The 21,119-nt window shown below is 69.8% G+C and carries 21 protein-coding genes; 16 read left to right on the plus strand and 5 right to left on the minus strand.

The window, feature by feature from the left end; genetic code table 11:
- Nucleotides 1-8 precede the first annotated feature (8 nt).
- Nucleotides 9-1,316 carry an aspartate aminotransferase family protein gene (locus ABD912_RS07660; RefSeq protein WP_345149767.1) on the minus strand — a complete coding sequence of 436 codons (1,308 nt, stop codon included), beginning with the start codon at nucleotides 1,314-1,316 and terminating at the stop codon, nucleotides 9-11.
- Between the two features lie 32 nt (nucleotides 1,317-1,348).
- The gene (locus tag ABD912_RS07665; RefSeq protein ID WP_345149768.1) at nucleotides 1,349-1,972 is read right to left on the minus strand and encodes a TetR/AcrR family transcriptional regulator; all 624 of its coding nucleotides are present in this window, start codon (nucleotides 1,970-1,972) and stop codon (nucleotides 1,349-1,351) included.
- Nucleotides 1,973-2,130: 158 nt separating this feature from the next.
- On the opposite strand from ABD912_RS07665, the gene ABD912_RS07670 reads away from it, so the two are divergent.
- From ABD912_RS07670 to ABD912_RS07685, 4 genes are read left to right on the plus strand one after another with little or no spacing between them, the layout of a single operon-like run.
- Nucleotides 2,131-3,150, plus strand: coding sequence for a phosphotransferase enzyme family protein (locus ABD912_RS07670; protein ID WP_345149770.1), 1,020 nt, complete (start codon nucleotides 2,131-2,133; stop codon nucleotides 3,148-3,150).
- 46 nt (nucleotides 3,151-3,196) lie between these two features.
- Nucleotides 3,197-4,921, plus strand: coding sequence for an amidohydrolase (locus ABD912_RS07675; protein ID WP_345149771.1), 1,725 nt, complete (start codon nucleotides 3,197-3,199; stop codon nucleotides 4,919-4,921).
- Nucleotides 4,922-4,966: 45 nt separating this feature from the next.
- On the plus strand, nucleotides 4,967-6,160 hold the full coding sequence (locus ABD912_RS07680; RefSeq protein ID WP_345149773.1) for an MFS transporter: 1,194 nt from the start codon (nucleotides 4,967-4,969) through the stop codon (nucleotides 6,158-6,160).
- 45 nt (nucleotides 6,161-6,205) lie between these two features.
- Nucleotides 6,206-7,030, plus strand: coding sequence for an SDR family NAD(P)-dependent oxidoreductase (locus tag ABD912_RS07685; RefSeq protein WP_345149775.1), 825 nt, complete (start codon nucleotides 6,206-6,208; stop codon nucleotides 7,028-7,030).
- A 7-nt stretch (nucleotides 7,031-7,037) separates the two neighbouring features.
- Here the strand turns inward: ABD912_RS07685 and ABD912_RS07690 are convergent, their stop codons facing one another.
- Nucleotides 7,038-8,093, minus strand: coding sequence for a matrixin family metalloprotease (locus ABD912_RS07690; RefSeq protein WP_345149778.1), 1,056 nt, complete (start codon nucleotides 8,091-8,093; stop codon nucleotides 7,038-7,040).
- Between the two features lie 207 nt (nucleotides 8,094-8,300).
- Between ABD912_RS07690 and ABD912_RS07695 the strand changes: the two genes are divergently transcribed.
- The 5 genes from ABD912_RS07695 to ABD912_RS07715 all read left to right on the plus strand — a co-directional run bounded on the left by ABD912_RS07695 (nucleotide 8,301) and on the right by ABD912_RS07715 (nucleotide 12,248).
- Complete coding sequence (locus ABD912_RS07695) at nucleotides 8,301-8,672, plus strand: YidH family protein (RefSeq protein WP_345149782.1); 372 nt, start codon at nucleotides 8,301-8,303, stop codon at nucleotides 8,670-8,672.
- Nucleotides 8,669-9,019 carry a DUF202 domain-containing protein gene (locus ABD912_RS07700; RefSeq protein ID WP_345149784.1) on the plus strand — a complete coding sequence of 117 codons (351 nt, stop codon included), beginning with the start codon at nucleotides 8,669-8,671 and terminating at the stop codon, nucleotides 9,017-9,019. The genes ABD912_RS07695 and ABD912_RS07700 overlap by 4 nt, the downstream gene beginning before the upstream one ends.
- Before the next feature lie 352 nt (nucleotides 9,020-9,371).
- Nucleotides 9,372-9,608 carry an SCO4226 family nickel-binding protein gene (locus tag ABD912_RS07705; RefSeq protein ID WP_345149984.1) on the plus strand — a complete coding sequence of 79 codons (237 nt, stop codon included), beginning with the start codon at nucleotides 9,372-9,374 and terminating at the stop codon, nucleotides 9,606-9,608.
- 312 nt (nucleotides 9,609-9,920) lie between these two features.
- Entirely contained in the window at nucleotides 9,921-11,000 is a 1,080-nt protein-coding gene (locus tag ABD912_RS07710; protein WP_345149786.1) for a zinc-dependent alcohol dehydrogenase family protein, read from the plus strand.
- A gap of 228 nt (nucleotides 11,001-11,228) precedes the next feature.
- Nucleotides 11,229-12,248, plus strand: coding sequence for a YeiH family protein (locus ABD912_RS07715; protein WP_425548036.1), 1,020 nt, complete (start codon nucleotides 11,229-11,231; stop codon nucleotides 12,246-12,248).
- 24 nt (nucleotides 12,249-12,272) lie between these two features.
- Here ABD912_RS07715 and ABD912_RS07720 read toward each other — a convergent pair whose 3' ends face one another.
- A complete protein-coding gene (locus ABD912_RS07720; RefSeq protein ID WP_345149789.1) occupies nucleotides 12,273-13,022 on the minus strand; it encodes an IclR family transcriptional regulator in 750 nt (249 codons plus the stop codon).
- Nucleotides 13,023-13,090: 68 nt separating this feature from the next.
- Entirely contained in the window at nucleotides 13,091-14,260 is a 1,170-nt protein-coding gene (locus ABD912_RS07725; RefSeq protein WP_345149791.1) for an acyl-CoA dehydrogenase family protein, read from the minus strand.
- Nucleotides 14,261-14,605: 345 nt separating this feature from the next.
- Between ABD912_RS07725 and ABD912_RS07730 the strand changes: the two genes are divergently transcribed.
- The 7 genes from ABD912_RS07730 (at nucleotide 14,606) to ABD912_RS07760 (ending at nucleotide 20,970) form a co-directional block, all read left to right on the plus strand.
- Complete coding sequence (locus ABD912_RS07730; protein WP_345149792.1) at nucleotides 14,606-15,430, plus strand: IclR family transcriptional regulator; 825 nt, start codon at nucleotides 14,606-14,608, stop codon at nucleotides 15,428-15,430.
- A 125-nt stretch (nucleotides 15,431-15,555) separates the two neighbouring features.
- Entirely contained in the window at nucleotides 15,556-16,476 is a 921-nt protein-coding gene (locus ABD912_RS07735; protein WP_345149793.1) for a VOC family protein, read from the plus strand.
- Nucleotides 16,477-16,523: 47 nt separating this feature from the next.
- Nucleotides 16,524-17,486, plus strand: coding sequence for an alpha/beta fold hydrolase (locus ABD912_RS07740; protein WP_345149795.1), 963 nt, complete (start codon nucleotides 16,524-16,526; stop codon nucleotides 17,484-17,486).
- 62 nt (nucleotides 17,487-17,548) lie between these two features.
- On the plus strand, nucleotides 17,549-18,541 hold the full coding sequence (locus ABD912_RS07745; protein WP_345149797.1) for an ABC transporter substrate-binding protein: 993 nt from the start codon (nucleotides 17,549-17,551) through the stop codon (nucleotides 18,539-18,541).
- A gap of 7 nt (nucleotides 18,542-18,548) precedes the next feature.
- The gene (locus ABD912_RS07750) at nucleotides 18,549-19,388 is read left to right on the plus strand and encodes an ABC transporter permease (RefSeq protein WP_345149800.1); all 840 of its coding nucleotides are present in this window, start codon (nucleotides 18,549-18,551) and stop codon (nucleotides 19,386-19,388) included.
- On the plus strand, nucleotides 19,381-20,157 hold the full coding sequence (locus tag ABD912_RS07755) for an ABC transporter permease (RefSeq protein ID WP_345149801.1): 777 nt from the start codon (nucleotides 19,381-19,383) through the stop codon (nucleotides 20,155-20,157). The genes ABD912_RS07750 and ABD912_RS07755 overlap by 8 nt, the downstream gene beginning before the upstream one ends.
- A gap of 3 nt (nucleotides 20,158-20,160) precedes the next feature.
- Nucleotides 20,161-20,970 carry an ABC transporter ATP-binding protein gene (locus tag ABD912_RS07760; RefSeq protein ID WP_345149802.1) on the plus strand — a complete coding sequence of 270 codons (810 nt, stop codon included), beginning with the start codon at nucleotides 20,161-20,163 and terminating at the stop codon, nucleotides 20,968-20,970.
- Nucleotides 20,971-21,119: the final 149 nt, after the last annotated feature.

Genomic DNA, 21,119 nt, shown 5'->3' on the forward strand with positions numbered 1-21,119 from the left:
TCACGGGCCTATTTCTCCAGGGCCTCCAAGGCCAGTCCCAGCTGCTCGAGCAGCTGGTCCGCGTGCTCCCGGGTGAACACCATCGGGGGGCGCATCTTCAGCACGTTGTCGTGGCGGCCGACGCGGCTGATCAGCACGCCGCGGGTCTTCATGTCCTCGATCAGCGCCTTCGCCAAGGCGGGGGCAGGCGTGCCGTCCGCCTCGACGATATCCAGGCCGAAGAACAGGCCGCGTCCCCTCACGGCACCCACATGGGTGCTCTTGGCGGCGAGGGGCCGCAATCGGTCGGCGATGTGGGCGCCGACGCCCGCGGCCTGCGCCATCAGGCCTTCCTCTTCCATGACCTGCAGCACGGCCAGCCCGGCCGCGGAGGACACGGGGGTGCCGGCAAAGGTGTTGAAGTACATGTTGTTCCGGCCGAACTCATCCAGCAGGTCGGCGGTGGTCACCACTCCTCCCACCGGATAGCCGTTGCCCATGGGCTTGCCCAGGGTGACCAGATCCGGCTCGATGCCGAACATCTGGTGCCCCCACATGCTGCTCCCGACCCGGCCGAAGCCGGACTGCACCTCATCGGCAATGACCAGGCCGCCCGCGGCGCGGACCCGGGCGGCGACGCCGTCGACGTAGCCGGCGGGCGGCTGCAGCAGTCCCTCGGTGGAGAACAGCGGGTCGAACAGGAACGCCGACACGCCGTGCCCGGCCTCCTGCAGGGAGGCGATCGCGGCGTCGACCTCGGCCAGCGCCTGCTCAAGCAGTCGTTCGCCGGCGTCGGCTGCCAAGGCGTCGGGAATGCGCACCGGACGCACGTGGGCCCCGAGGGGCTCCCGCACCTGCAGTCCGGTGGTCAGTTCGGCCAGGCTGGTGGTGTTGCCGTGGTAGCTGAAGTCGGACACGAGGACGCCGGTGTTTCCGCTGTGCTGGCGGGCGACGCGCAGGGCCAGCTCATTGGCCTCCGAACCGCTGTTGGTCAGGAACAGCCGCTGCAGTCCGTCGCCGAACGTGGCCAGCAGCGCCTCGGCGTACTCGACCACCCGGCTGTTCAGGTACCGGGTGTGCAGATTGATCGTACGCAGCTGGGCGTTGACCGCGTCGGCCACCACAGGATTGGCGTGGCCGACGTGCGGCACGTTGTTGTAGCCGTCCAGGTAGGTCCTGCCCTGGGCGTCCGTGAGCCAGACGCCGTTGCCGGAAACCAGTTCCAGCGGGGTCTCGTAGAACAGCGGGGAGTGGCTGCCCAAGGTCGCATGGCGGCGTGCGAGCAGGTCCTGCGCGGGCCGGGTGGCGGCCGCGATGGCCGCGGTGTCCGAGGTCATGGTTGTCCTTCCGATGATGGGGGTGGTTCTGCCTAGGCCGCCGCGGGGCCGAGGAGCCCTTGGGCCAGCAGCCTGATGGCAGCAATCTGTTGTTCCGCCGAGTCCGGGTCGGCGGCAACCTTCGTCCCTGCGGCTCCGATGGCGCCGCTGAAGGCCGTGGCCAGCGCTGCGGTGGGGGCGTCCGCGCGCAGTCGGGCCGCGGCCCGGGCCTCTTCCAAGTCGCGCCGGATCAGGTCCTCGAACGACTTGGATGTGCCGACCGGTACGCCGGTCCCGGTAAGGACGGCCACCATGTCGGAGCCCATCACGCCGTAGAACCGCCCGGCCGGCGTGGCGGCGGCCTCCAGTAGGGCCCTCGCCAGCGCGGCGATCCGGTCGGGGACCTCCACCGCCTGCTCGCGCAGGCTGATGCCCCGGACGTATACCGCATCGGCGATGCGCAGGTAGGTCTCCCGCACGATCTCCTCACGCCCGCCGGGAAAGTGGGCGTAGAGGGTTCCGCGGGCCAGCCCGGCCCGTTGGCTGAGCTCTTCCACGGTGGTGCCGGCGTAGCCGCTTTCGCTGAGGATCTCGGCCGCGGCGTCGAGGATGTCCGCTCGGGTTCGCAGCCGGTTCCGTTCACGCAGCGGCAGCTGCTGGTCCTGCGTAGATGCCATGGAAGGCCGCCTCTCTTCGTGTTTCTGTTTCAAGGATTGCACACCCGGGTAAAAAATTGAACAGAAAGTACAGTTGCCAAACTTGGCGTTCAGGATTTAGCTTTGCCTATGACGCCGATCACACGGCGAGGTTCGTCAGGCGGAAGAAAGTTGTGCGCGTGAAAACAGAGGAAGCAATCCGGGCCCTTCGCGGGGCGCTGAAACTTTACGGATTCGAGGAAACCTCGGGGATCGAACTCATCAAGTACCGGGAGAACTACGTTTTCCGGCTGACCCGGGAAACGGGGGACAGCTACGCCATGCGGCTGCATCGGGCGGGCTACCGTACCGACGACGAGATCCGGACCGAACTCGCCTACCTCCAGGTCCTGGGGGAGCAGGGCCTGAGTGTTCCTGAAGTCGTTCCCACCCTCGACGGTGAGCCGATGTGCAGGGTGCAGGCCGAGGACGGCACCGATTTCCAGCTGGACGTCCAGCGCTGGATCGAAGCCTCGCAGCCGCTGGGGGACGTGGCCGAGGCACTGGCTGGAACCAGCAGCCTGGAACCGGAGACGTTCCGCCGGCTGGGTATCCTCGCGGCCGAACTGCACGAGCGTACGACGGCGGTCGAGCGTGTGTGCAGTTTCCAGCGGCGCGCCTGGGACTCGGACGGTCTGGTGGGCGATGCCGCGCTGTGGGGCGATCCGCTGGCAGTGGACGGGCTGGGCCGGGACGATGCCGCCTTGCTGCGATCGGCCATGGCGCGGCTGAAGCGCGAACTCGACGTCATGGACACCTCGGCCGACGGGTACGGCGTCATCCATGCGGACCTTACGCCGGAAAACGTCCTGGTCCAGGACGGCCGCCTGATCATGATCGACTTCGACGACTTCGGCGAAGGCTGGCACCTCTTCGACCTGGCGACCATCCTCTTCTGGTACCAGCCGCACCCGCAGTACGAGGCCTACCGCCGGGAGCTCTTCGAAGGCTACAGCTCCGTGCGGCCCCTGCCTGCGCATTATCCGGCCTCGTGGGAAGCGATGCTGCTCGCCCGCGGCCTGACCTACCTGGGGTGGGCCGGGGAGCGCAGCGGCGATCCCGAAGCCGCGTTCATCGCCGAGCAGGTTGTCCCGATGGTGCTGGAACAAGCCCGCCACTACATCTCGACCACGATTTCCCCGGCCCGCACCGGATCCTGACACCCGACCCGGCCCCGACGTAGAGCACCCATCATGAGGAGACACCATGCCTGAACAAATTCATGCCGAACAGGGCCATGCCGATCTGATTGTGACCGGCGGCAGGATTTATACCAGCAATCCCGCCCACGAGTGGGCCGAGGCGCTCGCCGTGGCCGGCGGAAAAATCGTGGCCGTGGGCACCGACGCCGAGGTCCGCGCCCTGGCGGCCGGTTCCACCGCCATCGTGGAACTGGACGGCGAACTCGTCCTGCCCGGATTCAGTGACGGCCACTCGCACCTGGGCCTGGGCGGAGGACAGGCTGCCTGGGAACTGCCCATCCTTCCCACCGACACGAAGGAAGCCATCTTCGAAAAGGTACGGGCCTGGGGCGCGGACCTGGGTCCGGACGAGTGGATCATCGGCGGGATCGTCGGCGCGACCGTCATGGACGAGATCATGAACACCGACGACCTGGCCGCCCTGGATGCGGCCGGCGGCGGCCGTCCCGTGCTGCTCTGCGATGATTCGATGCACAACCGGTGGGTGAATTCCCGGGCCCTCGAACTGATGGACGTGGGCGCGGACACCCCTGATCCCGACGGCGGCACCTACGTGCGGGACGCGTCCGGTGCCCTCACCGGGGTCCTGCAGGAACTGGCCTCCGCCGTGGCCGAAGCGGCCGCCGATGCCTCGGTCGCCGACCCGGATTCCCGCAACAGGGTCTCGCTCAAGACCGCGCTGGAGACGCTGAATTCGTTCGGCATCACCTCGGTGCAGGACGCGGCCACGATGGAGTACTCCTGGAAGGCGCTCAGCTCGCTGGAGGCCGACGGCGAGGTCACCGCGTGGGTGGTCGGCTCGATGCCGGCCCGCAACTTCATCGAGGCCGGCACCGTCGGGGAGGACCTGTTCGCCATCGGGGAGGCGCACCGCAGCACCCATGTGCGCCCCGATTTCGTGAAGTTCGTGCTGGACGGCATCCCGATGACGCGCACTTCGGCGATGCTCCAGCCCTACATCTGCCACCACGGCCATGACGATCCGGGTTTCACCGGATCTCCGCTGTGGACGCAGGACGAGCTGGTGGAGGCGCTCGAGCTCTGTTACGACCGCGGGTACGGTGGCAAGCTGCACGCCACCGGAGACGCGGCGGTGCGCCTGGTGCTCGACGCCGTCGAGGTGGTGCGCCGCAGGCACGGCTTCGGCCCGATCTTCCAGATCGCCCACGTGGAATTCGTCGACCCCGCCGACATTCCCCGCTTCGCCGAACTGCAGGTGGTCCCCGATGCCTCCCCGTACATCTGGTACCCCTCGGTCATCCAGGACAGCATCGCGAAGCAGATCCCGGAGGACACCGTCAACAGCAGCTGGCCCACCAAGGACATGATCGACGCCGGCGCGCTGCTGTCGGCCGGCTCCGACTGGCCGTGCGCCCTGCCTTCGCCGGACCCCTGGACCGGCCTCGAAACCCTCGTCACCCGGCGCAATCCGGATCCCGCCGTCGAGGGCACGCTCAACGCCTCCCAGCGGCTGACAATCGCCGAAGCCATCGCCGCCTTCACCCGCAACCCGGCGGCGGCCATGGGACTGGCAGACGTGACGGGCATGATCCGGGAAGGGCTGTCCGCCGACTTCATCGTGGTGGACCAGAACCTCTTCGAGATCGACCCGGGCACCATCCACAAGACCCGCGTGAAGCAAACGTACTTCGAGGGGCGGAAGGTCTACGACCTGTCCGACGCCCTTGCCGCGGACGGGGACGTCCCGGCGCCGCTGGCCGCCGGCTGACGCCCGGACAACGAATCGGAAGCTGCACTTAACGAAGAGGACACCATGGCAACAACACTGGCCACTTCCGGCACCCGCACGGGCACGGACCGCGGCACCTACACCTTCATCGCCGTCTATTCCGCCGTCCTATACACGGTATTGCTGGTCGCCCCGGTAATCGCCGGCAAACTGATCGAGCAGTTCGGCCTGACCCCGGTGGAACTGGGTGGCCTGTTCTCCCTTGAACTGGCGGCCTTCAGCCTGGCCTCGGTGCCGGCGTTCCTGTGGCTGCGCCGCGTCAACCTGCGCACCGCCACCTACCTGTTCACCGCCGTCGTTATCGCCGGCAACCTGGCGTCCGGCTTCATGGACAGCTTCCCGGCCCTGATGGCGGCCCGGTTCGTCACCTCGCTGGCGGCCGGATCGATCACCGTCATCCTGCTCACCCTCAGCGGCAGGACCTCCAACCCGAGCCGGGCGTTCGGCATCTTCGTGGTGTTCCAACTGGCCATGGGGGCGCTGATCCTGGCCGCGTTCCCGGCCCTGTACGCCGGCGCCGGCGTGTCGGCGATCTACTGGACCCTGGCGGGTTTGGCGGCACTGTGCGTGTTCGTGGTCCGGCAGATCGACGGCGACGCGCTGCGCCGGGACGTTCCCGCGGAGGCCGGCCGCGCCGCCGCCCCGCAGCACGACGCCGGCGGGCCCGGCAAGGCGCCGCTGTTCCGGCTGGTCCTGGGCATGGCCGCCGTGCTGCTGTTCTATGTCGCCCTCTCGGGCGTCTGGACCTTCATGGCCCAGATCTCCGCGGGCGCCGGCATCGAACTGTCCGCCTCCAGCCTGGTGCTCTCCCTGGCCACGACCGCCGGCATCCTGTCCGCCCTGGTGGCCACGCTGCTGGGGGACACGCCGCGGCGCCGCGTCTTCCTGCTGGCCGGCTACGCCGGCATGGCCCTCAGCGTGGCCCTGCTGTTCGGGGCTCCGGGGCTGGTCCGCTTTGCCATTGCGGCGGTCATCTTCAAGTTCGCCTGGACCTTCATCCTGCCGTACCTGCTCTCCACCCTGTCCGATCTCGGCGGCGGGCACGTCATGAGCACCGTGAACCTGATGATCGGCACCGGCTTCGCCATCGGACCGCTGCTGGGCGGAGTGCTGATCCAGTCCAGCGGCGGTGGGTTCACCGGGATGCTGGGGGTGGCCGTCGGCGGTGTGCTGGCCTCCATGGCCTGCATTGCGGCCGCCCAGCGGAAGACGTCCTGATCCGCGCCGGGTGCGGGTACGGCAACCAGACCACGAGGAGAAAACATGCCTGAAAATCACGGAGCCAAGGGCACGGACCCGATCGATCGGAAAGTCGCGCTCATCACCGGCGGCGGCACCGGAATCGGTGCCGCCGTGGCCACCCGGCTGGCAGCGGACGGACTGCGCATCGCCGTGACGGGACGCCGGGAGGCACCCCTGAAGGACGTCGCCGGACGCACGGGCGCGCTCGTGGTTCCGGGAGACATGGCCGACTCGGACGATGCCCGCAGCGTCATCGACCAAGTGGTCGCCCACTACGGCAGGCTGGACATCGTCGTGGCCAACGCCGGCGGCCACGGCTTCTCCACGGTGGGCGAAACCGATGACCGGTCCTGGAGCGACAGCCTCAACGCCAACCTCACCACCGCCTTCAAGACCGTGCGGGCCGCGCTGCCGGAACTGACCCGCAACCGCGGTTCGGTGGTGATCGTGTCCTCGCTGGCCGGGCTCTTCGCCGGGCCCGGCGTCGCCGGCTACACCGTGGGCAAGCACGCGCTGATCGGCCTGACCAAGACGCTCGCCCGGGACTACGGGCCCGCGAACGTGCGGGTCAACGCCCTGTGCCCGGGCTGGGTACGCACGCCCATGGCCGACGCCGAAATGGGCGAATTCGCCCGGGCCGCCGGGATCGCCAGCCGCGAGGAGGCCTACGGGCGCGTGACCGAGCACGTTCCGCTGCGCCGCCCGGCCCAGCCGGAGGAAATGGCCTCCATCGTCAGGTTCCTGGTCTCCGACGAGGCCTCCTACATCACCGGGTCCACCATCGTTGCCGACGGCGGCGCCCACATCGTCGACCTGCCCACCCTTCCTTTCGAGGCGATGGGCTGACCGCCGGCTACAGCTGCGGCACGCAGGCGCCGGAGCCCAGCACCGCCAGCCCGGCGCGGTCCCCGTCCTGCAGCTCCGTCACGCTGTTCGGGCCGCCGTACATGAGCTGGCTCGGATCGTCGACGTGGCCCAGACCCAGCACATGCCCGAGCTCGTGCATGATCACGGCCTGCACCCGGTCCGGGCCGTACGGCTCGACCAGCGTTTCGGTCAGGTCGGGGCCATCCAGTTCGATCTGGCCGTTGACGCGGACATAGGGGGTACCCGTTTCCTTGATGGTGGCGCTGCCGCCCAGCCCGGCAACGTCCCCGGCCAGCCGGGGGCTTTCGGTGGGCGAAGACCACGCGATCAGGACGGGTGCCCACCGCTTGCCGTAGGCATCGGGCTGGTAGGACTCCCGCCTGTTCGACGGACCCTCTTCCGTGAGCCCGTCGTAGGCGAACTGCAGGCCGGTGGCGGCCGAGATCTCCGCCACGGCCTGGTGGACCAGGGCCTCGGAGTCCGGTGGGGCGTTGTCGGGGCGGATGACGTAGTGGATGGGCCGGCACGGGTCGTAGGCCGCGAAGGGCTGGGACGAATCCGGCGGCTCCAACAGCCGGTAGGCCGTGGATTCCGCGACGTCGGGCGGAGTCCCGAGCGGCTGCGCGGCGGCCTCGACGCCCTGCGGTGGAACGCTCGACCACGGCAGGGAGGCCTCCACAACGGGCGCGACATTCCGGTCGACGAACGCCGTGCCGAAGTAGAAGCACAGCAGGACGGCGACCACCACGGCCGTCCTGAGCACGGTCCGCGGGCGGAGAACCACCGGGCGCCGCTTTGTCCTGGAGTTGCTTCTCTGCGCCGCCCCGAAGGACAGGAAACGTGCCGTGCGGGTCCGGCGCGGGATGATGGGCGGCCGGATTCCCAGCGCCTCGTCGACGGCCCACTGCGGAATCCGGCCGGTTCCGGATTTTCGGACCCTCTGGGGTGCAAACGGGATCGACGGGATGGGATTGCCCGGCTGGTTCGGGAAGGTGTTTCCGAAGTGGTCAGGCTCGAAATGGTCAGGGCTGTGCAGCGGCATGTTCCCCCAATGTGCCGTACATGGCGGCCGCCCCCTGGCCGGTTCGGACAGAATAGCGGACGGAAATTGGCCGCGGGAAGGGGGATGGGGAAACGACGGCTGTGGCTGACAGCGATACTGTCTTCAGGGGGAGCGAAACGGGGAGCGTCCGCCGTGCGCAGCCCCGGAAGCCAGAAACGAACAGAATCCCAGGAAGTGAAGGTCCCGATGTCCCACCCCCGGTCCCGTATCTCCGAAGCATTGCTTCCCGGAGGGGAAGAGCCGGATCCGCGCTTCACGCTGGCCAACGAGCGCACCTTCCTGGCGTGGATCCGTACCGCGCTGGCCTTCATCGCCGGCGGCATCGCCCTGGAGGCGTTCGCCGGGACCGCCATCCCCGATCCGTGGCGCACCGTGCTGTCCCTCTTCATCGTCATCATCGGCCTGCTGCTCAGCCTCGGCGCCACCGTGCGCTGGCTGCGCGTGGAGGCCAGCATGCGCCACGGGCGCCCGCTGCCGCTGCCCCTGCTGGCGCCGCTGCTCGGCTTGGGTGGTGCCATCGCCGCAGCCGTCGTCGTCGCCGTGATCGTGCTCCAATGAGCGGCGGCTCCGAACCTGCTGCCCGTCTGCACGACGACCCCGGACTGCAGCCCGAACGCACCGTGATGGCTTGGGGCCGGACCATGCTGAGCCTGTTCGTGGCCTCGGCGGTGTTCCTGCGGTGGCTGCCGCACTATGGGCAGGCGATCGTGGTGCTGGTGCTGCTCTCCGGCCTCGCCGCCACCGGGATCTATGCGTCGCAGCGGCGCCGGTACCGCAGCGGATCCGAGGGAATCAGCGCCGGCCGTATCGAGGCTGACATCGTCGCCGTCGTCTCCACGGGGGCGTCGGTCGTGGCGCTCGGCGTCCTGGCGATCTGGATTCTGGTGGCCAACGCCCGGTTCTAAAAGCGGCGCGCTGAGGAGCCCGGGATCCCCGGTGGAACCCCGCTCTGCGAACGCCACCTCGGCCTCGCGCAGGGCATGCTTCGCTTGTGTTCTTAGGTGGGCCGGGCCGGCGCCCCCCGGGCACCGGGCCGGCCCATGGATCAAGTGAAGCGCCGCCGCGTTTCGGGCGCCCTCACCCTTCGTTTCGTCGCGGTTACGGTTGACTGGGCGCGCTTGGCGAACGCCTTTCGGCGACCCCAAAACCCGGCGCTCTTTGCTGTGCCCGGCCACATTGTTGCCGCCCGGGGGCAGACCTACCCTAAAGCCGTCAGAAGGTAACGAAAATATCCGGGAGGTCGCCATGCCGGAGTTCATGGATGTTCACCATGGGATGGTCGGGATCACGCCAGAGGGTCTGCGGGAGGCGCACAATGCCGACGTGGCCATCCAGGCGGACGAGAAGGTCGAGTTCAAGAAGGCGTGGGCGGACCCTGAGTCCGGCACGGTCTTCTGCCTGTCCGAAGCCCCCTCCGCGGATGCCGTGAAGCGCATCCACGAGCGCACCGGACACCCCGCCGACGAGATCCATCCCGTCCCCGTGGTCGCATAGACCGGGCGCCGAGCAGGCGCCCGCCAGACCGGACCGTGCGCGGTTGGCCGGAGACATCGTTTTCCGGCCAACCGCGCACCCCTTTGCGCCCGCGGCCGCACCACCGGGAAGATCTCCCCGTTGTCCGCAGGGCAACGCCGCGACACGCCGAGCGTTTCCCGGACACGCCGCGCGGAGGACCGGAGAAACGGGAGAAATCGCGCTGCCCCTGCGGGTTCCGTGTGCCGGGACCGGGTGCAAGACTGGTGCCGGCCGGACCTCGACCAGGTCCGACACGACCAGCCCTAACTCGACCAGCCGAGAGGAGCCGCGATGAAGGCATGGTGGGTGGAACAGCCCGGCCCGATCGGGGGCGTTCCGCTGCGCTTTGGCGAACGCCCCGATCCGCGCCCCGGACCCGGAGAAGTCCTGGTCGCGGTGCGCGTGTGCGGGGTCTGCCGCACCGACCTGCACCTGGCCGAAGGCGACCTGCAGCCCCACCGCACCCATACGGTGCCCGGCCACGAGGTGGTCGGCGACGTCATCGAACTCGGCGTGGGATCCAGCCGCTTCCGCGTGGGCGAGCGGATCGGCATCGCCTGGCTGCGCGGCACCTGCGGCGAGTGCCGCTTCTGCCTCCGCGGCGACGAGAACCTCTGCCTCACCCCGCGCTTCACCGGATGGGACGACGACGGCGGCTACGCCGAACTTGCCACGGTCCCCGAGGACTACGCCTACCGGATCCCGGAGGCGATCCCGGACCGCGAGGCCGCCCCGCTGCTGTGCGCGGGGATCATCGGCTACCGGGCCCTGCGCCGGGCCGACCTGCCGCCGGGCGGGAAGCTGGGCATCTACGGGTTCGGCGCCTCCGCGCACCTGGCCGCGCAGGTCGCGCTGCACGAAGGTGCCGAGGTGTACGTGATGACCCGCTCCGAGGACGCCCGCCAGCTGGCGCTGCAACTCGGGGCAACGTTCGCCGGGGCCGCGGACGAGGAGCCGCCCGCCAAGCTGGACGCGGCGGTCCTCTTCGCTCCGGCAGGGACGCTGGTGCCTCCGGCGCTGCGCGCGCTGGACCGCGGGGGCACGCTCGCGGTGGCAGGCATCCACCTCAGCGACATCCCCGCCCTGAACTATGCGGAGGAGCTTTTCCAGGAGCGCCAGTTGCGCAGCGTCACCGCCAACACCCGCGCCGACGGAGAGGCCTTCCTGGACCTGGCCGCACGGATCCCGCTGCGGCCCACCACCGTGCCCTATCCCTTGGCCGAGGCCGACCGGGCGCTGGGCGACCTGGCCGGGGACCGCATCACCGGGGCCGCCGTGCTGGAGGTCGGGGGCCTGGGCGATCCGGTGGCCACCGCGCCCGTCTTGTCCTTCAGCGAGCAGCTCCGGCCGGAGCTGGGGTTGGGACTGTAGCGCCGCAGCGCTGACGCGTGCCGTGGCGAGCGCCCCGATGAGTGCCCCCAATGAGCGTTAGGGCACCATTCGTGAGACGCTCAAAACCATGAAGCATGCACGGACCGGGGCCCCGCGACCCTGCCCGCCGGCGGCGGTCGCCGGGGATCTGGCGGCCGGCGCCTCCCTGGCCGGCCCGTGACCTCGGATCGGGCCACCGGGGAAGCGGCGGGGCGCGGCAGGCGCAAGGTGCCGGGCGGTCCGCGGTGGGCAGCAGCGGCCGGCGTCCTCCCGGGGATTGCGACGGCGGCCCTCGCGGCGGTCCTTGCGGGGCCGGCCCACCTGCTGGTCCCCGCCGTTCCCGCCCTGACGGTCGCCGTCGTCCTCGGCGTTGCCGCCGCGAACGTCCCCGCCACCGCGCGGCACGTCGACGGCGTCCTTGGGCCGGGCCTGCGCTTTGCCGCGACGAAGTTCATGCGCCTGGGCATCGTGCTGCTGGGGCTCAAGCTCAGCCTCATCGACGTCCTGGGGCTCGGGTGGGCGGCGCTGGGCGCCGTCGTCGGGATCCTCGTGCTTACCTTTTTCGGCACCTACGGGCTGGGCAGGGCGCTGCGGCTTCCCGGCCAGCAGCCCCTGCTGATGGCTGCCGGATTTTCGATCTGCGGGGCCTCCGCCATCGGGGCCATGTCCGCGGCGACCGGCGCCGCCCGCCGGGACGAGGCAGCCCCGGTGGCGATGGTGACCCTGTGCGGGACGCTGGCCATCCTGGTGCTGCCCATGGCCGGGGCGCTCCTGGGACTTTCGCCGGAGGACTTCGGCTTTTGGGCCGGCGCCAGCGTCCACGACGTCGGCCAGGTGGTCGCGACCGCCCAGACCGCCGGCTCGGCCGCGCTGGCGGTCGCCGTCGTCGTCAAGCTCACCCGGGTGCTCATGCTGGCGCCCATGGTGCTGGCGGTCTCGGCCGCGGGGCGCATCCGTTCCCGCCGCGCCGGGCGGACGGCGGAGGGGAAGCTGCCTCCGGCCATGCCGCTGTTCGTGGCAGGCTTCCTGGCCGCCGTCGGGCTGCGCAGCTTGGGGGTCCTGGACGCGGGCGCGCTGGAAGCCGCAGCCCATGTCCAGGAGTGGCTGCTCACCATGGCGCTCTTCGGGCTGGGTGCCGGCGTCCGGATCCGTGACTTCGCGGGCAAGGGTTCGCGGATCGTCGTGCTGGCCCTGGCCTCCTGGATCCTCGTCGCGGGACTGTCGCTGCTGGCCCTGCTGGCGGTCTAAGCCTTAGCCGCGGCCCCGCACCTCTCAGCGCAGGCGGCTGACCAGCACCGTCAGCTCGGCCGCCGCCGGGGGCAGCGCCTCGCTGATGAGCCGGCACTTGGCCTCATCCATCCGGTGCGCCGGTCCCGCGACGCTGACCGCGGCAAAGGCGTACCCGTCGGCGTCGAGCACCGGCGCGCCGAGCGCCACGACGCCCTCGTAGCGTTCCCGGTCGGCCCGGGCCACGCCGGTCCGCCGGATGTGCTCGAGTTCCTCGCGCAGCTTTACCGGATCGGTGACGGTCTGGTCCGTGTACCGGCTCAGCGGCGCCGCCAGGAAGGCCTCCACCGTCTCTTCCCGGCCGAAGGCCAGGATGGCCTTGCCCATGGCCGAGGTGTGCAGCTCGGCCAGCAGGGCAGGGGTCCGGGCCAGCCGGACCGTCGCATCCGCCGGTTCCCTGCGGTCGATGTAGAGCACCTGGCTGCCCTGCAACAGGCCCAGCTGGACGGTTTCCTGGGTCTGCTCGACCAGGGTGCCCAGGACCGGCCGGGCCGCCAGCACCAGCGAATCCTTCTCCGCCGCGGCCAGGCCCAGCGAAATGACCTTCCGCCCCACCAGGTAGCCCCCGGCCTCGGAACGGTCCACGAACCCGCGGTGCTGCATGATGGACAGCAGCCGGTGAACCGTGGTCTTGGGCAGCCCCGTCTCCGCGGCGATCTCCGCCAAGGGCCTGCCGGAGCGGCCTCCACTGAGGGTTTCCAGGATCACCAGGGCCTTGTCGATTGCGGTGTCCATCGGGAAGGCCTTTCGCGCGGGTGTCGACGGGTTCGGCGGCGGGGCAAGGGGAGCTGCTGCCGGGACAACTAGAATCGCACACCCGCGGGGATCTCACCGTTCATCCGGAACGCCCCGTAGGCGGAGAAGACCGGCTGGGCGAAGTTCGCCGAGTGGCTGCCGGCGCAGTGGATGTCCCGCCAGTAGCGCTGGAACGCACCGGTTTCGCGGATGGTGTGGCCGCCGCCGAGCAGGAACAGCTTCTCGACCGAGGCCACGGCCCGCAGGGCCAGGCCCACCTGGTTGCGGCGGACGGTCAGCCGCTGCGCGTCGGTGACCGGGACGTTGGCCTGGGCCTGGGCATACATCTCCGTGATGTCGTGGCGGAACTGGGTGCGGGAGCGTTCCAGTTCGGCGGAGACGTTGCCCAGCTCGGACATCAGGTGCGGGTCGCGGAGGGCCTTTGCGGTGGCTTCGCGGGAGGCGCTGCAGACCGTTTCCTCGAACACGGACAGCGCGCCTTGGGCGATGGCCAGGGTGCCGGCGGTGATGGCGGCGGAGAACATCATGTACCAGTGCATCCGGTAGAGCGGGATGTCGCGGCCGGCCTCGCGGGCCGCCTCGCCGGAGGAGATCCGGGCCGGGTCCACGATGCGGTAGTCCGGCACGAAGGCATCCTGGACCACCAGGTCCTTGCTGCCGGTGCCCTTGAGGCCGATCACGTTCCAGCTTTCCTGATCGATCACGTACTGGTCGCGCTGGAGGATGAAGTGGCGGCGCTCGCCGGGGCCGTCCTGGCCCGGCTCCGGTTCCAGGATGCCCCCGATGACGACCCACTCGCAGTTGTCGGTGCCCGAGGAGAACGGCCAGCGTCCGGAGAGCAGGTAGCCGCCGTCGACCCGGTGGGCCCGTCCCATGGGGGCGTAGGGGGAGGCGACCCAGGTATCTGGATCCTGGCCCCAGATCTCCTCCTGGACGCGGCGGTCCGCCTGCGCGATTTCGAATGGATGGACGCCGACGACGCCGGTGACCCACCCCGCGGACGGGTAGGCGGCGCCGATCTCCAGGACGGTGTCGAAGAACTCCAGCGGATGCTCCTCCGCGCCGCCGAAATCGACCGGCTGCAGCATGCGTATGACGCCGGCCTGACGCATCTTCGCCGCCATCTCGGCGGGCAGCTGCCCCGCGGCGTCGGCCTCGGCGGCATGGTCACGCACGTAGGCGGCGAGCCCGGTGGTGGTTTCCAGTGTCTGCAACATGTCTGCTCCTCGTATGTGGGCGAAGTGGATGGGGCAAGCGGGTGGGCGAAGCGATGGGGGCTGGCTGGGGGAGTGGATGGCCTTGGGGAACCGCGGGCCGCGTTGCGGGCGGGCGGCGCGGCACCGCCCAGTCCACATCGCGCTACCTCGGCATCGCTGGCCAAGCCTCGGCAGCCACGGCCGATCCGACCTCGGCTTGGACGCCATTGAACTCGTGGTTTAGGCCACACTCCAACTTGTCATCCCACAATGTGGAACGTATTCCATAAATCTTGTCCACGCGGCCGGGATCCCCTAGGTTCGACGCGAAGCGAGCCCAACAAACGCGTGAAAGGGGTGGGAAGCGTGACCGTTGCGCACCACGGCGGTGAGGTCCAGGCCGGCCAGCGGGCGGCCAAGGCCGGCGCGTCCGGCACCACGGGCCGGCCCGCGGGACCGGCGTCGATCCTCAAGGCCGTGGCGGTGCTGGACGCGTTCGACGGCGAGCCCAGCCTGCCGCTGGCCCGCATCGCCGAGCGCGTGGGCATGCCCAAATCGACGGTTTTCCGCCTGCTGGGCTCGCTGGTTTCCGAAGGCCTGCTGGAGCGGCGCGGGGACGCGTACCTGCTGGGGCGCCGGCTCCACGTCCTGGGCCAGAACGCCTTGGGCGGGGAGCCGGCAGGCCTGCTCAATGCCGGGCTGCCGATCATGACCGAGTTGCAGCGCTCCACCGGACACATCGTGAACCTCGCCTGGCTGCAGGGGTTCGACGTCGCCTACCTCGCCACCCTGCGCACGCGGGAGTCCCCGCCCACGCCGGCGGCGGTGGGCGGCCGCGGGCTTCCGGCCAACTGCACGGCGCTCGGCAAGGTCCTGTTGGCCTTCACGCCCGCCGAGGCGTGGACCCCCGCGGTCCCGCCGCGGTTCACCGCGCTGACGGCCCGCTCCCTTGCCGCCCCGGCCATGCTCGCTCCCGCGCTGGCCTCCGTGCGCACGCAGGGCTTCGCCGTCGAGTCCCAGGAATCCAGTCCCGACCTCGCCTGCGTGGCGGTGCCGATCCTGCGCCGGGGCCGGGCCGTCGCCGCCCTGTCCCTGTCCGCCCGTCCCGGCGCACTGGACGCGGGGACGCTGGCGGGCGTGCTGAAGCGGACCGCCCTCCACATCGGGCGCGCGCTCCCTTCGGCTCCGTAGCGAACTTCGGCGACCATTCCGGCCAGCGGCACACCATTCCACAATGTGGAATGCATTCCTAGGCGTGGTCTGTGTCCTGGCGCACACTCCTTGAAAGCAAGAGCAACCACACGAAGGGAAACGCCATGGGAAAAGTGATCGGCCTCGGATACGCCGTCATCGAGACCACCCGGTTCGACGAATGGGAAGCCTTCGGCGGCAACCTGCTGGGCCTGCAGGTCGTTCCCCGCCTGGACGGGAGCCTGCGGCTGCGGGCCGACGACAAGGCCTACCGGTTCGAGGTCCACGCTGGTTCCCGGAACGGGGTGACGGCCCTGGGCTACGAGGTTGCCAGCGAGGCGGACCTCGCGGCACTGGTCGAGGAACTGCGGGCCGCGGGCTATGCGGTCACCGAGGGGAGCGCCGAGCAGCGCTCCGCTCGCGGCGTCGCGGCCCTAGCCAGCTTCCCGGACCCGGACGGCACGTTGCGGATCGAGCTCTTCTGCAGCTTCCTGGAGCCCGAAGAACCCTTCGTTTCCCCCAACGGGGCGCGGTTCGTCACCGGGGACCTGGGGTTCGGCCATGCGCTGCAGCTGGTCAAGGACTGGGACGCCTACTGGCACCTGTACGTGGACATCCTGGGGTTCCGGCTCAGCGACAGGATCGAGCTGGCCCCGGGCCAGTTCGCCACCTTCCTGCACTGCAACGCCCGCCACCACACCTTCGCCTTCGCCGCAGCGTCCCCGACGGGCCCGGGCCTGATCGGGCACATGATGCTCGAGGTCGATGACATCGACGTCGTCGGACGCGCCTATGACAGGGCGCAGGCCGGCGCCGCGCGCATCAAGACCACCTACGGCCGGCACACCAACGACAAGATGATTTCGATGTACGTCGAATCCCCCTCCGACTTCGGCATCGAATACGGCTTCGGCGGGATCCTCATCGACGACTCCACCTGGATCCCGCGGCTTTACGACTCCCCGCACTCCTGGGGCCACGAGCGCCTGAACCACCCGCCGCGCGAGGAGCAGGGCGGCGAGCCCCGCTCGCTGGCGCATGCCTGACCCGCGGGGCCTGACCACCGCCGACCCACCCACACAGGACTGGAAGCATGACTACGCCTGAAGTTCGCACCGAATACGTCCGCCTGAGCGACGGCTCGCTCGCCCATTTCGCCACCGCCGGGGAAACCGGCCCCGCTGTCGTGCTGCTGCACGGCGGCCTGCCCGGATCCTCCGGCCCGGCCGGCTGGTCCAAGATGATCCCCGCGCTGGCCGCTCGCGGGGCCCGGGTCTTTGCCCCGGACCTGCCGGGCTTCGGACACGCCGACACCCGAATCCAGCACCACCCGGTGCTGGGCCTGAAGAGCTGGGTCGACTTCGTCCGGGACTTCACCACCACCCTTGGCCTGGACGAGTTCTACCTCGCCGGGAATTCGCAGGGAGCGCAGGTCGCGGCCCTGTTTACCGCCAACCACTTCGAGTCAGTCCGCGGGCTGGCCCTGATTTCCACGGCCGGCCTCTCCGAATGCCTCGGCATCGACTGGCCGTTCCGCGAGCGCGGGGACTGGCCGCCGCGCTACGAGGGCACCGAGGAGTCCATGCGCGCGGTGTTGAACCACGTCATCCGCACCAAGGAGAACATCACCGACGAGCTGGTGGCCCGCCGCACCGCGGCGGCGGCACGCCAGAAGGAGTCCTACGCCGCCGGCGTCGCCTCCCGCCATGCCGCCGTCGACGGCAGCTTCAGGCAGTGGATGGACCTCTCCAACCGGCTGCCCCGCCTGAGCCTGCCCATCGTCTACCTCCACGGGTGCCAGGACCGCCTGCTGCCGCTCGAAGGCGTCAACATCCAGGAGGACGCCTTGCCCAACGTGCAGTTCTTCTACGTCGAGGACTGCGGGCACCAGGCGCAGACCGACCAGTCCGAAATCCTCAACAGCGTGATCGGTGAGTTCGTCGTGGACGGGCGGATCAGCGAGGCCACCGCCCTGGCCGCAGGCATCTCGACCCGCCGCCCGCGCATCGCCGGAATCGTCGCCGACGGCCTGGCCGCCGCTGGCGCCCTCGCCTGAACCCGGCCCGTCCCGAAGCACCCCTGACCCACCCCACCACTCATTTCGAGTAGGAGACCCACATGAATGACCTCAAGTTCACCCGCCGCGTTGCGGCGCTCTTCGCCGTCGGCGCCCTGGCCCTGACCGGCTGCGGCGCGTCCGAGTCCTCCGCCGGCGCCCCCGCCGCCGAATCGGACGGCGCGATCCGCCTCACCGTCTTCCCGAGCCTCAACGCCCTGGGCGCCAGGGTTGCCGAAGCGGACGGCTTTTTCGAGGACGCTGGCGTCAAGGTCGAGCTGACCGCAGGCCCGAACGCCGCCGCCATGGTTCCGCAGATGATCGGTGGATCGATGGACATTGCGCTCATGGACATGGTGACCCCCACCGTGGCCCGCAGCCAGGGCGTGCCGCTGGTGATGATCGCCCCCGCCGGCGTGACCACCGAGCCGGACAAGGAGCTGGGCCGCGGCTTCGGCAACCTGTTCGTCCGGGCCGACAGCGACATCAAGTCCATCAAGGACCTGGAAGGCCACTCGATCGGCCTCCCGCAGATCAACAGCCAGCCCTGGATCGACGCCCGGGCCGTGGTGGACGCCAACGGCGGCGATTCCTCCACCCTCGAGTTCATCGAGGTCCCCAACACCCTTGCTGCGCTGGAGCAGGGCCAGGTCGACGCGATCACCGTCCCCGAACCGTCTGGCGTGCTGGCCCTGGCCAATGACAAGCTGCGCCTCCTCGGCCCGGCCGCGACCGAGGACCGCGTCGGCGGCCTCGACTACGCCTACGTCACCACCGAGGACTACCTTGCGAAGAACCCGGAGAAGGTCAAGAAGTTCGCCGAGGCCATTCTGAAGGCCAACGCAAAGGCCAACGAGGACGACGCGAACAGCCGCACCGTCGCCGAGGGCTACGTCGACGTCGACCCGAAGATCCTGGCCAAGGCCGTCCTCCCGACCATGGGCACCGAGCCGGTCTCGGCCGAGGACCTTCTGGCCGCCGTGGGCCGCATGGCCCGCTACGGGCTGGTCGAAGAGGGCCTGAAGGACACGATTGTCGCGGACATGCTGAAGTAGGCCCCGGATGACTGCAACCACTCTCTCCCGGCGCCGTTCGGCCGTGCCCCCGGGCGCGGCCGAACGGCGGCCGGAAGGCCGCAACCGTTCCCGGCCGTGGCGCCAGATCCTTGCGTTGGCGGTCTTTGCCCTGGTCTGGGAAGTGTTCGCCCGGCTCTCCCCGGGCTCGGGTGTTCCGACGTTCGGGGCAACCGTGGCGGAGCTGGGCAGCCAGCTCGGCACCTCCGGGTTCTGGGCCGCCTTGGGCACCACCACCGGCAACGCGCTGATCGGCTTCGCCCTGTGCCTGGCCATCGGCGTGGTGGCCGGCTTGCTCATCGGCCTGAACGACGCCCTGGTCAAGAGCACCAGCGTGGTCATCGACGTCTTCCGCTCGGTGCCCGCCGTGGCGTTCCTGCCGCTGACCCTGCTGTTCTTCGGGGCCACCCGGCCGATGGTGGTCACGATCGTGCTGATCAGCGCCGTGTGGCCGATCCTGATCCAGTCCATCTACGCGGTCCAGCAAATCGATCCGTCGCTGCGGCTGGTCGCGAAGGCCTTCCACCTGCGCAAGCGGGAGATCGTCCGGCACATCTACCTGCCCAGCGTCCTGCCGTTCGTCTTCACCGGGATGCGTATTTCCGCCACCATCAGCCTGCTGCTGGCGATCTCCTCCGAGTTCCTCGGCGGCGCCCCCGGCCTGGGCATGGAACTGAACAACGCCCTGGTCATCGACCGGAACGACCGCGTCTTCGCCCTGGTCATCATCTCCGGCTCGCTGGGCATGATCCTGAACTCCCTGCTCAAGGCGGCCCAAGGCCGCGCGCTCTGGTGGCACCCCTCGGAAAGGACCGCTAGCCATGATTAACGCCGTCAAGGACGTGGCATCCCGCGGGTGGCTGCTGGTCGCGCTGGTGCTGCTCTGGTGGTTCGGCACCGCCTCCAGCGAGTCGCTGTTCTTCCCGCCGCTGGCCAAGATCATGGCCGACTTCCAGGACCTGTGGCTCTTCGAGCACACCCTGACCGACCTGCTGCCGAGCCTGGGACGGCTGCTGCTGGGCTACTCGATCGCCGTCGTCGGCGGCGTGGGCATCGGGTTGCTGCTGGGCCTGTGGCGCCCCTTCGAGGAATCCGTGCGCCCGATCCTCGAGTTCGTCCGCGCCATCCCGGGCACCGCCATGGTGCCGATCTTCATGATCTTCCTGGGCAACGGCACGGAGATGCGCGTGGCGATGATCGGCATGGTCGCCGCCTGGCCGATCCTGCTGAACACCATTGACGGCGTCCGCGCCGTCGAACCGACCCTGAACCAGGTGGCCGGGGCGTTCCACATCAAGCGCCGGATGGCCATCACGCACATCGTCCTGCCCTCGGCCGCTCCGCAGATCTTCGCCGGCGCCCGCGTGGGCCTGTCCATCGGCATCATCGCCATGGTCGTCGTCGAAATGGTGGGCCGCCCCGGCGGCATCGGGCACTTCGTCCTCAGCTCGCAGCGGCAGTTCGACCTCACGGCGATGTGGAGCGGCCTGATCGTGCTGGGCATCGTCGGCTACGTGGCCAATCTCCTCTTCAAGCTGGTGGAGAAGAAGGTTCTCTGGTGGCACATCAACATGCAGTCCCGGCACAAGGAAGCCTAGAAAATGACTACCAACAACAGCACCTCCGCGAACCAGTCGCTCCTCGTCGAGGGCCTCGGCCATAGCTACGGGGACCACCAGGTCCTCAGGGACCTCTCCTTCGAGGTGGAGGCGGGCCAGTTCGTCTCCGTCGTCGGCCCCTCCGGCGCCGGAAAGTCCACCCTGCTGCAGTGCCTCACCGGCCTGCGGAAGCCCACCGCCGGGCAGGTCTCCTTCCGCGGGCAGAAGGTCAGCGGCACCCCGCGGGGCATGTCGATCGTCTTCCAGGACTACAGCCGCTCGCTGATGCCGTGGATGAGCGTCGCCGACAACGTGGGCCTGCCGCTGAAGTCCGCCGGCCTGAACAAGACGGACCGCTCCGCCCGGGTCCAGCGCGCGCTCGCCGAGGTTGGCTTGGCCGGCAGCGAGGCCAAGTACCCGTGGCAGCTCTCCGGCGGCATGCAGCAGCGCGTGGCCATCGCCCGCGCGCTGGCCTTCGACCCGGCGGCGATCGTCATGGACGAACCGTTCGCCTCCGTCGACGCGCAGACCCGCTCCGAGCTCGAGGACCTGGTCCTGGGCGTGCGCGATCACCTGGGCATTATGGTCCTGCTGGTCACCCATGACATCGACGAGGCCGTGTACCTGGCGGACCGCGTGCTGGTGCTCGCCGGCCGGCCGGCCACGCTGGCCGCGGACCTGAAGGTGGACCTTCCGGTCCCGCGCCACCAGGTCCGCACCAAGGCGCTGCCCCTCTTCGGCGAACTCCGCGGGGAAGTCCTGAGCCTGATCCAGGGCAGCGGCGCCGCCCAGGCGGCCGCGGCCGCGCGTTAGGCCGCGGGGCGCAAAGATCGGTACGACGGCGGGTGCGTCCCCTTCGGGGCGCGCCCGTCATTCATGTTCCCGGAGCCGGTCATCGCCGGGGTCCCGGATTCTCCGGGCCGGGTAGGCGGCATGGGGCCGGCCGTCCCGGGCTTCCGCTG

Source organism: Arthrobacter ginkgonis (assembly GCF_039540195.1).
Taxonomy (GTDB): Bacteria; Actinomycetota; Actinomycetes; order Actinomycetales; family Micrococcaceae; genus Zafaria; species Zafaria ginkgonis.

Excerpts from the sequence above, each read along its gene's own strand:
- ABD912_RS07660 (WP_345149767.1), bottom strand. The coding sequence starts at position 1,316 with ATGACCTCGGACACCGCGGCCATCGCGGCCGCCACCCGGCCCGCGCAG.
- ABD912_RS07665 (WP_345149768.1), bottom strand. The coding sequence starts at position 1,972 with ATGGCATCTACGCAGGACCAGCAGCTGCCGCTGCGTGAACGGAACCGG.
- ABD912_RS07675 (WP_345149771.1), top strand. The coding sequence starts at position 3,197 with ATGCCTGAACAAATTCATGCCGAACAGGGCCATGCCGATCTGATTGTG.
- ABD912_RS07680 (WP_345149773.1), top strand. The coding sequence starts at position 4,967 with ATGGCAACAACACTGGCCACTTCCGGCACCCGCACGGGCACGGACCGC.
- ABD912_RS07685 (WP_345149775.1), top strand. The coding sequence starts at position 6,206 with ATGCCTGAAAATCACGGAGCCAAGGGCACGGACCCGATCGATCGGAAA.
- ABD912_RS07690 (WP_345149778.1), bottom strand. The coding sequence starts at position 8,093 with ATGCCGCTGCACAGCCCTGACCATTTCGAGCCTGACCACTTCGGAAAC.
- ABD912_RS07695 (WP_345149782.1), top strand. The coding sequence starts at position 8,301 with ATGTCCCACCCCCGGTCCCGTATCTCCGAAGCATTGCTTCCCGGAGGG.
- ABD912_RS07700 (WP_345149784.1), top strand. The coding sequence starts at position 8,669 with ATGAGCGGCGGCTCCGAACCTGCTGCCCGTCTGCACGACGACCCCGGA.
- ABD912_RS07705 (WP_345149984.1), top strand. The coding sequence starts at position 9,372 with ATGGATGTTCACCATGGGATGGTCGGGATCACGCCAGAGGGTCTGCGG.
- ABD912_RS07710 (WP_345149786.1), top strand. The coding sequence starts at position 9,921 with ATGAAGGCATGGTGGGTGGAACAGCCCGGCCCGATCGGGGGCGTTCCG.
- ABD912_RS07720 (WP_345149789.1), bottom strand. The coding sequence starts at position 13,022 with ATGGACACCGCAATCGACAAGGCCCTGGTGATCCTGGAAACCCTCAGT.
- ABD912_RS07725 (WP_345149791.1), bottom strand. The coding sequence starts at position 14,260 with ATGTTGCAGACACTGGAAACCACCACCGGGCTCGCCGCCTACGTGCGT.
- ABD912_RS07735 (WP_345149793.1), top strand. The coding sequence starts at position 15,556 with ATGGGAAAAGTGATCGGCCTCGGATACGCCGTCATCGAGACCACCCGG.
- ABD912_RS07740 (WP_345149795.1), top strand. The coding sequence starts at position 16,524 with ATGACTACGCCTGAAGTTCGCACCGAATACGTCCGCCTGAGCGACGGC.
- ABD912_RS07745 (WP_345149797.1), top strand. The coding sequence starts at position 17,549 with ATGAATGACCTCAAGTTCACCCGCCGCGTTGCGGCGCTCTTCGCCGTC.
- ABD912_RS07750 (WP_345149800.1), top strand. The coding sequence starts at position 18,549 with ATGACTGCAACCACTCTCTCCCGGCGCCGTTCGGCCGTGCCCCCGGGC.
- ABD912_RS07755 (WP_345149801.1), top strand. The coding sequence starts at position 19,381 with ATGATTAACGCCGTCAAGGACGTGGCATCCCGCGGGTGGCTGCTGGTC.
- ABD912_RS07760 (WP_345149802.1), top strand. The coding sequence starts at position 20,161 with ATGACTACCAACAACAGCACCTCCGCGAACCAGTCGCTCCTCGTCGAG.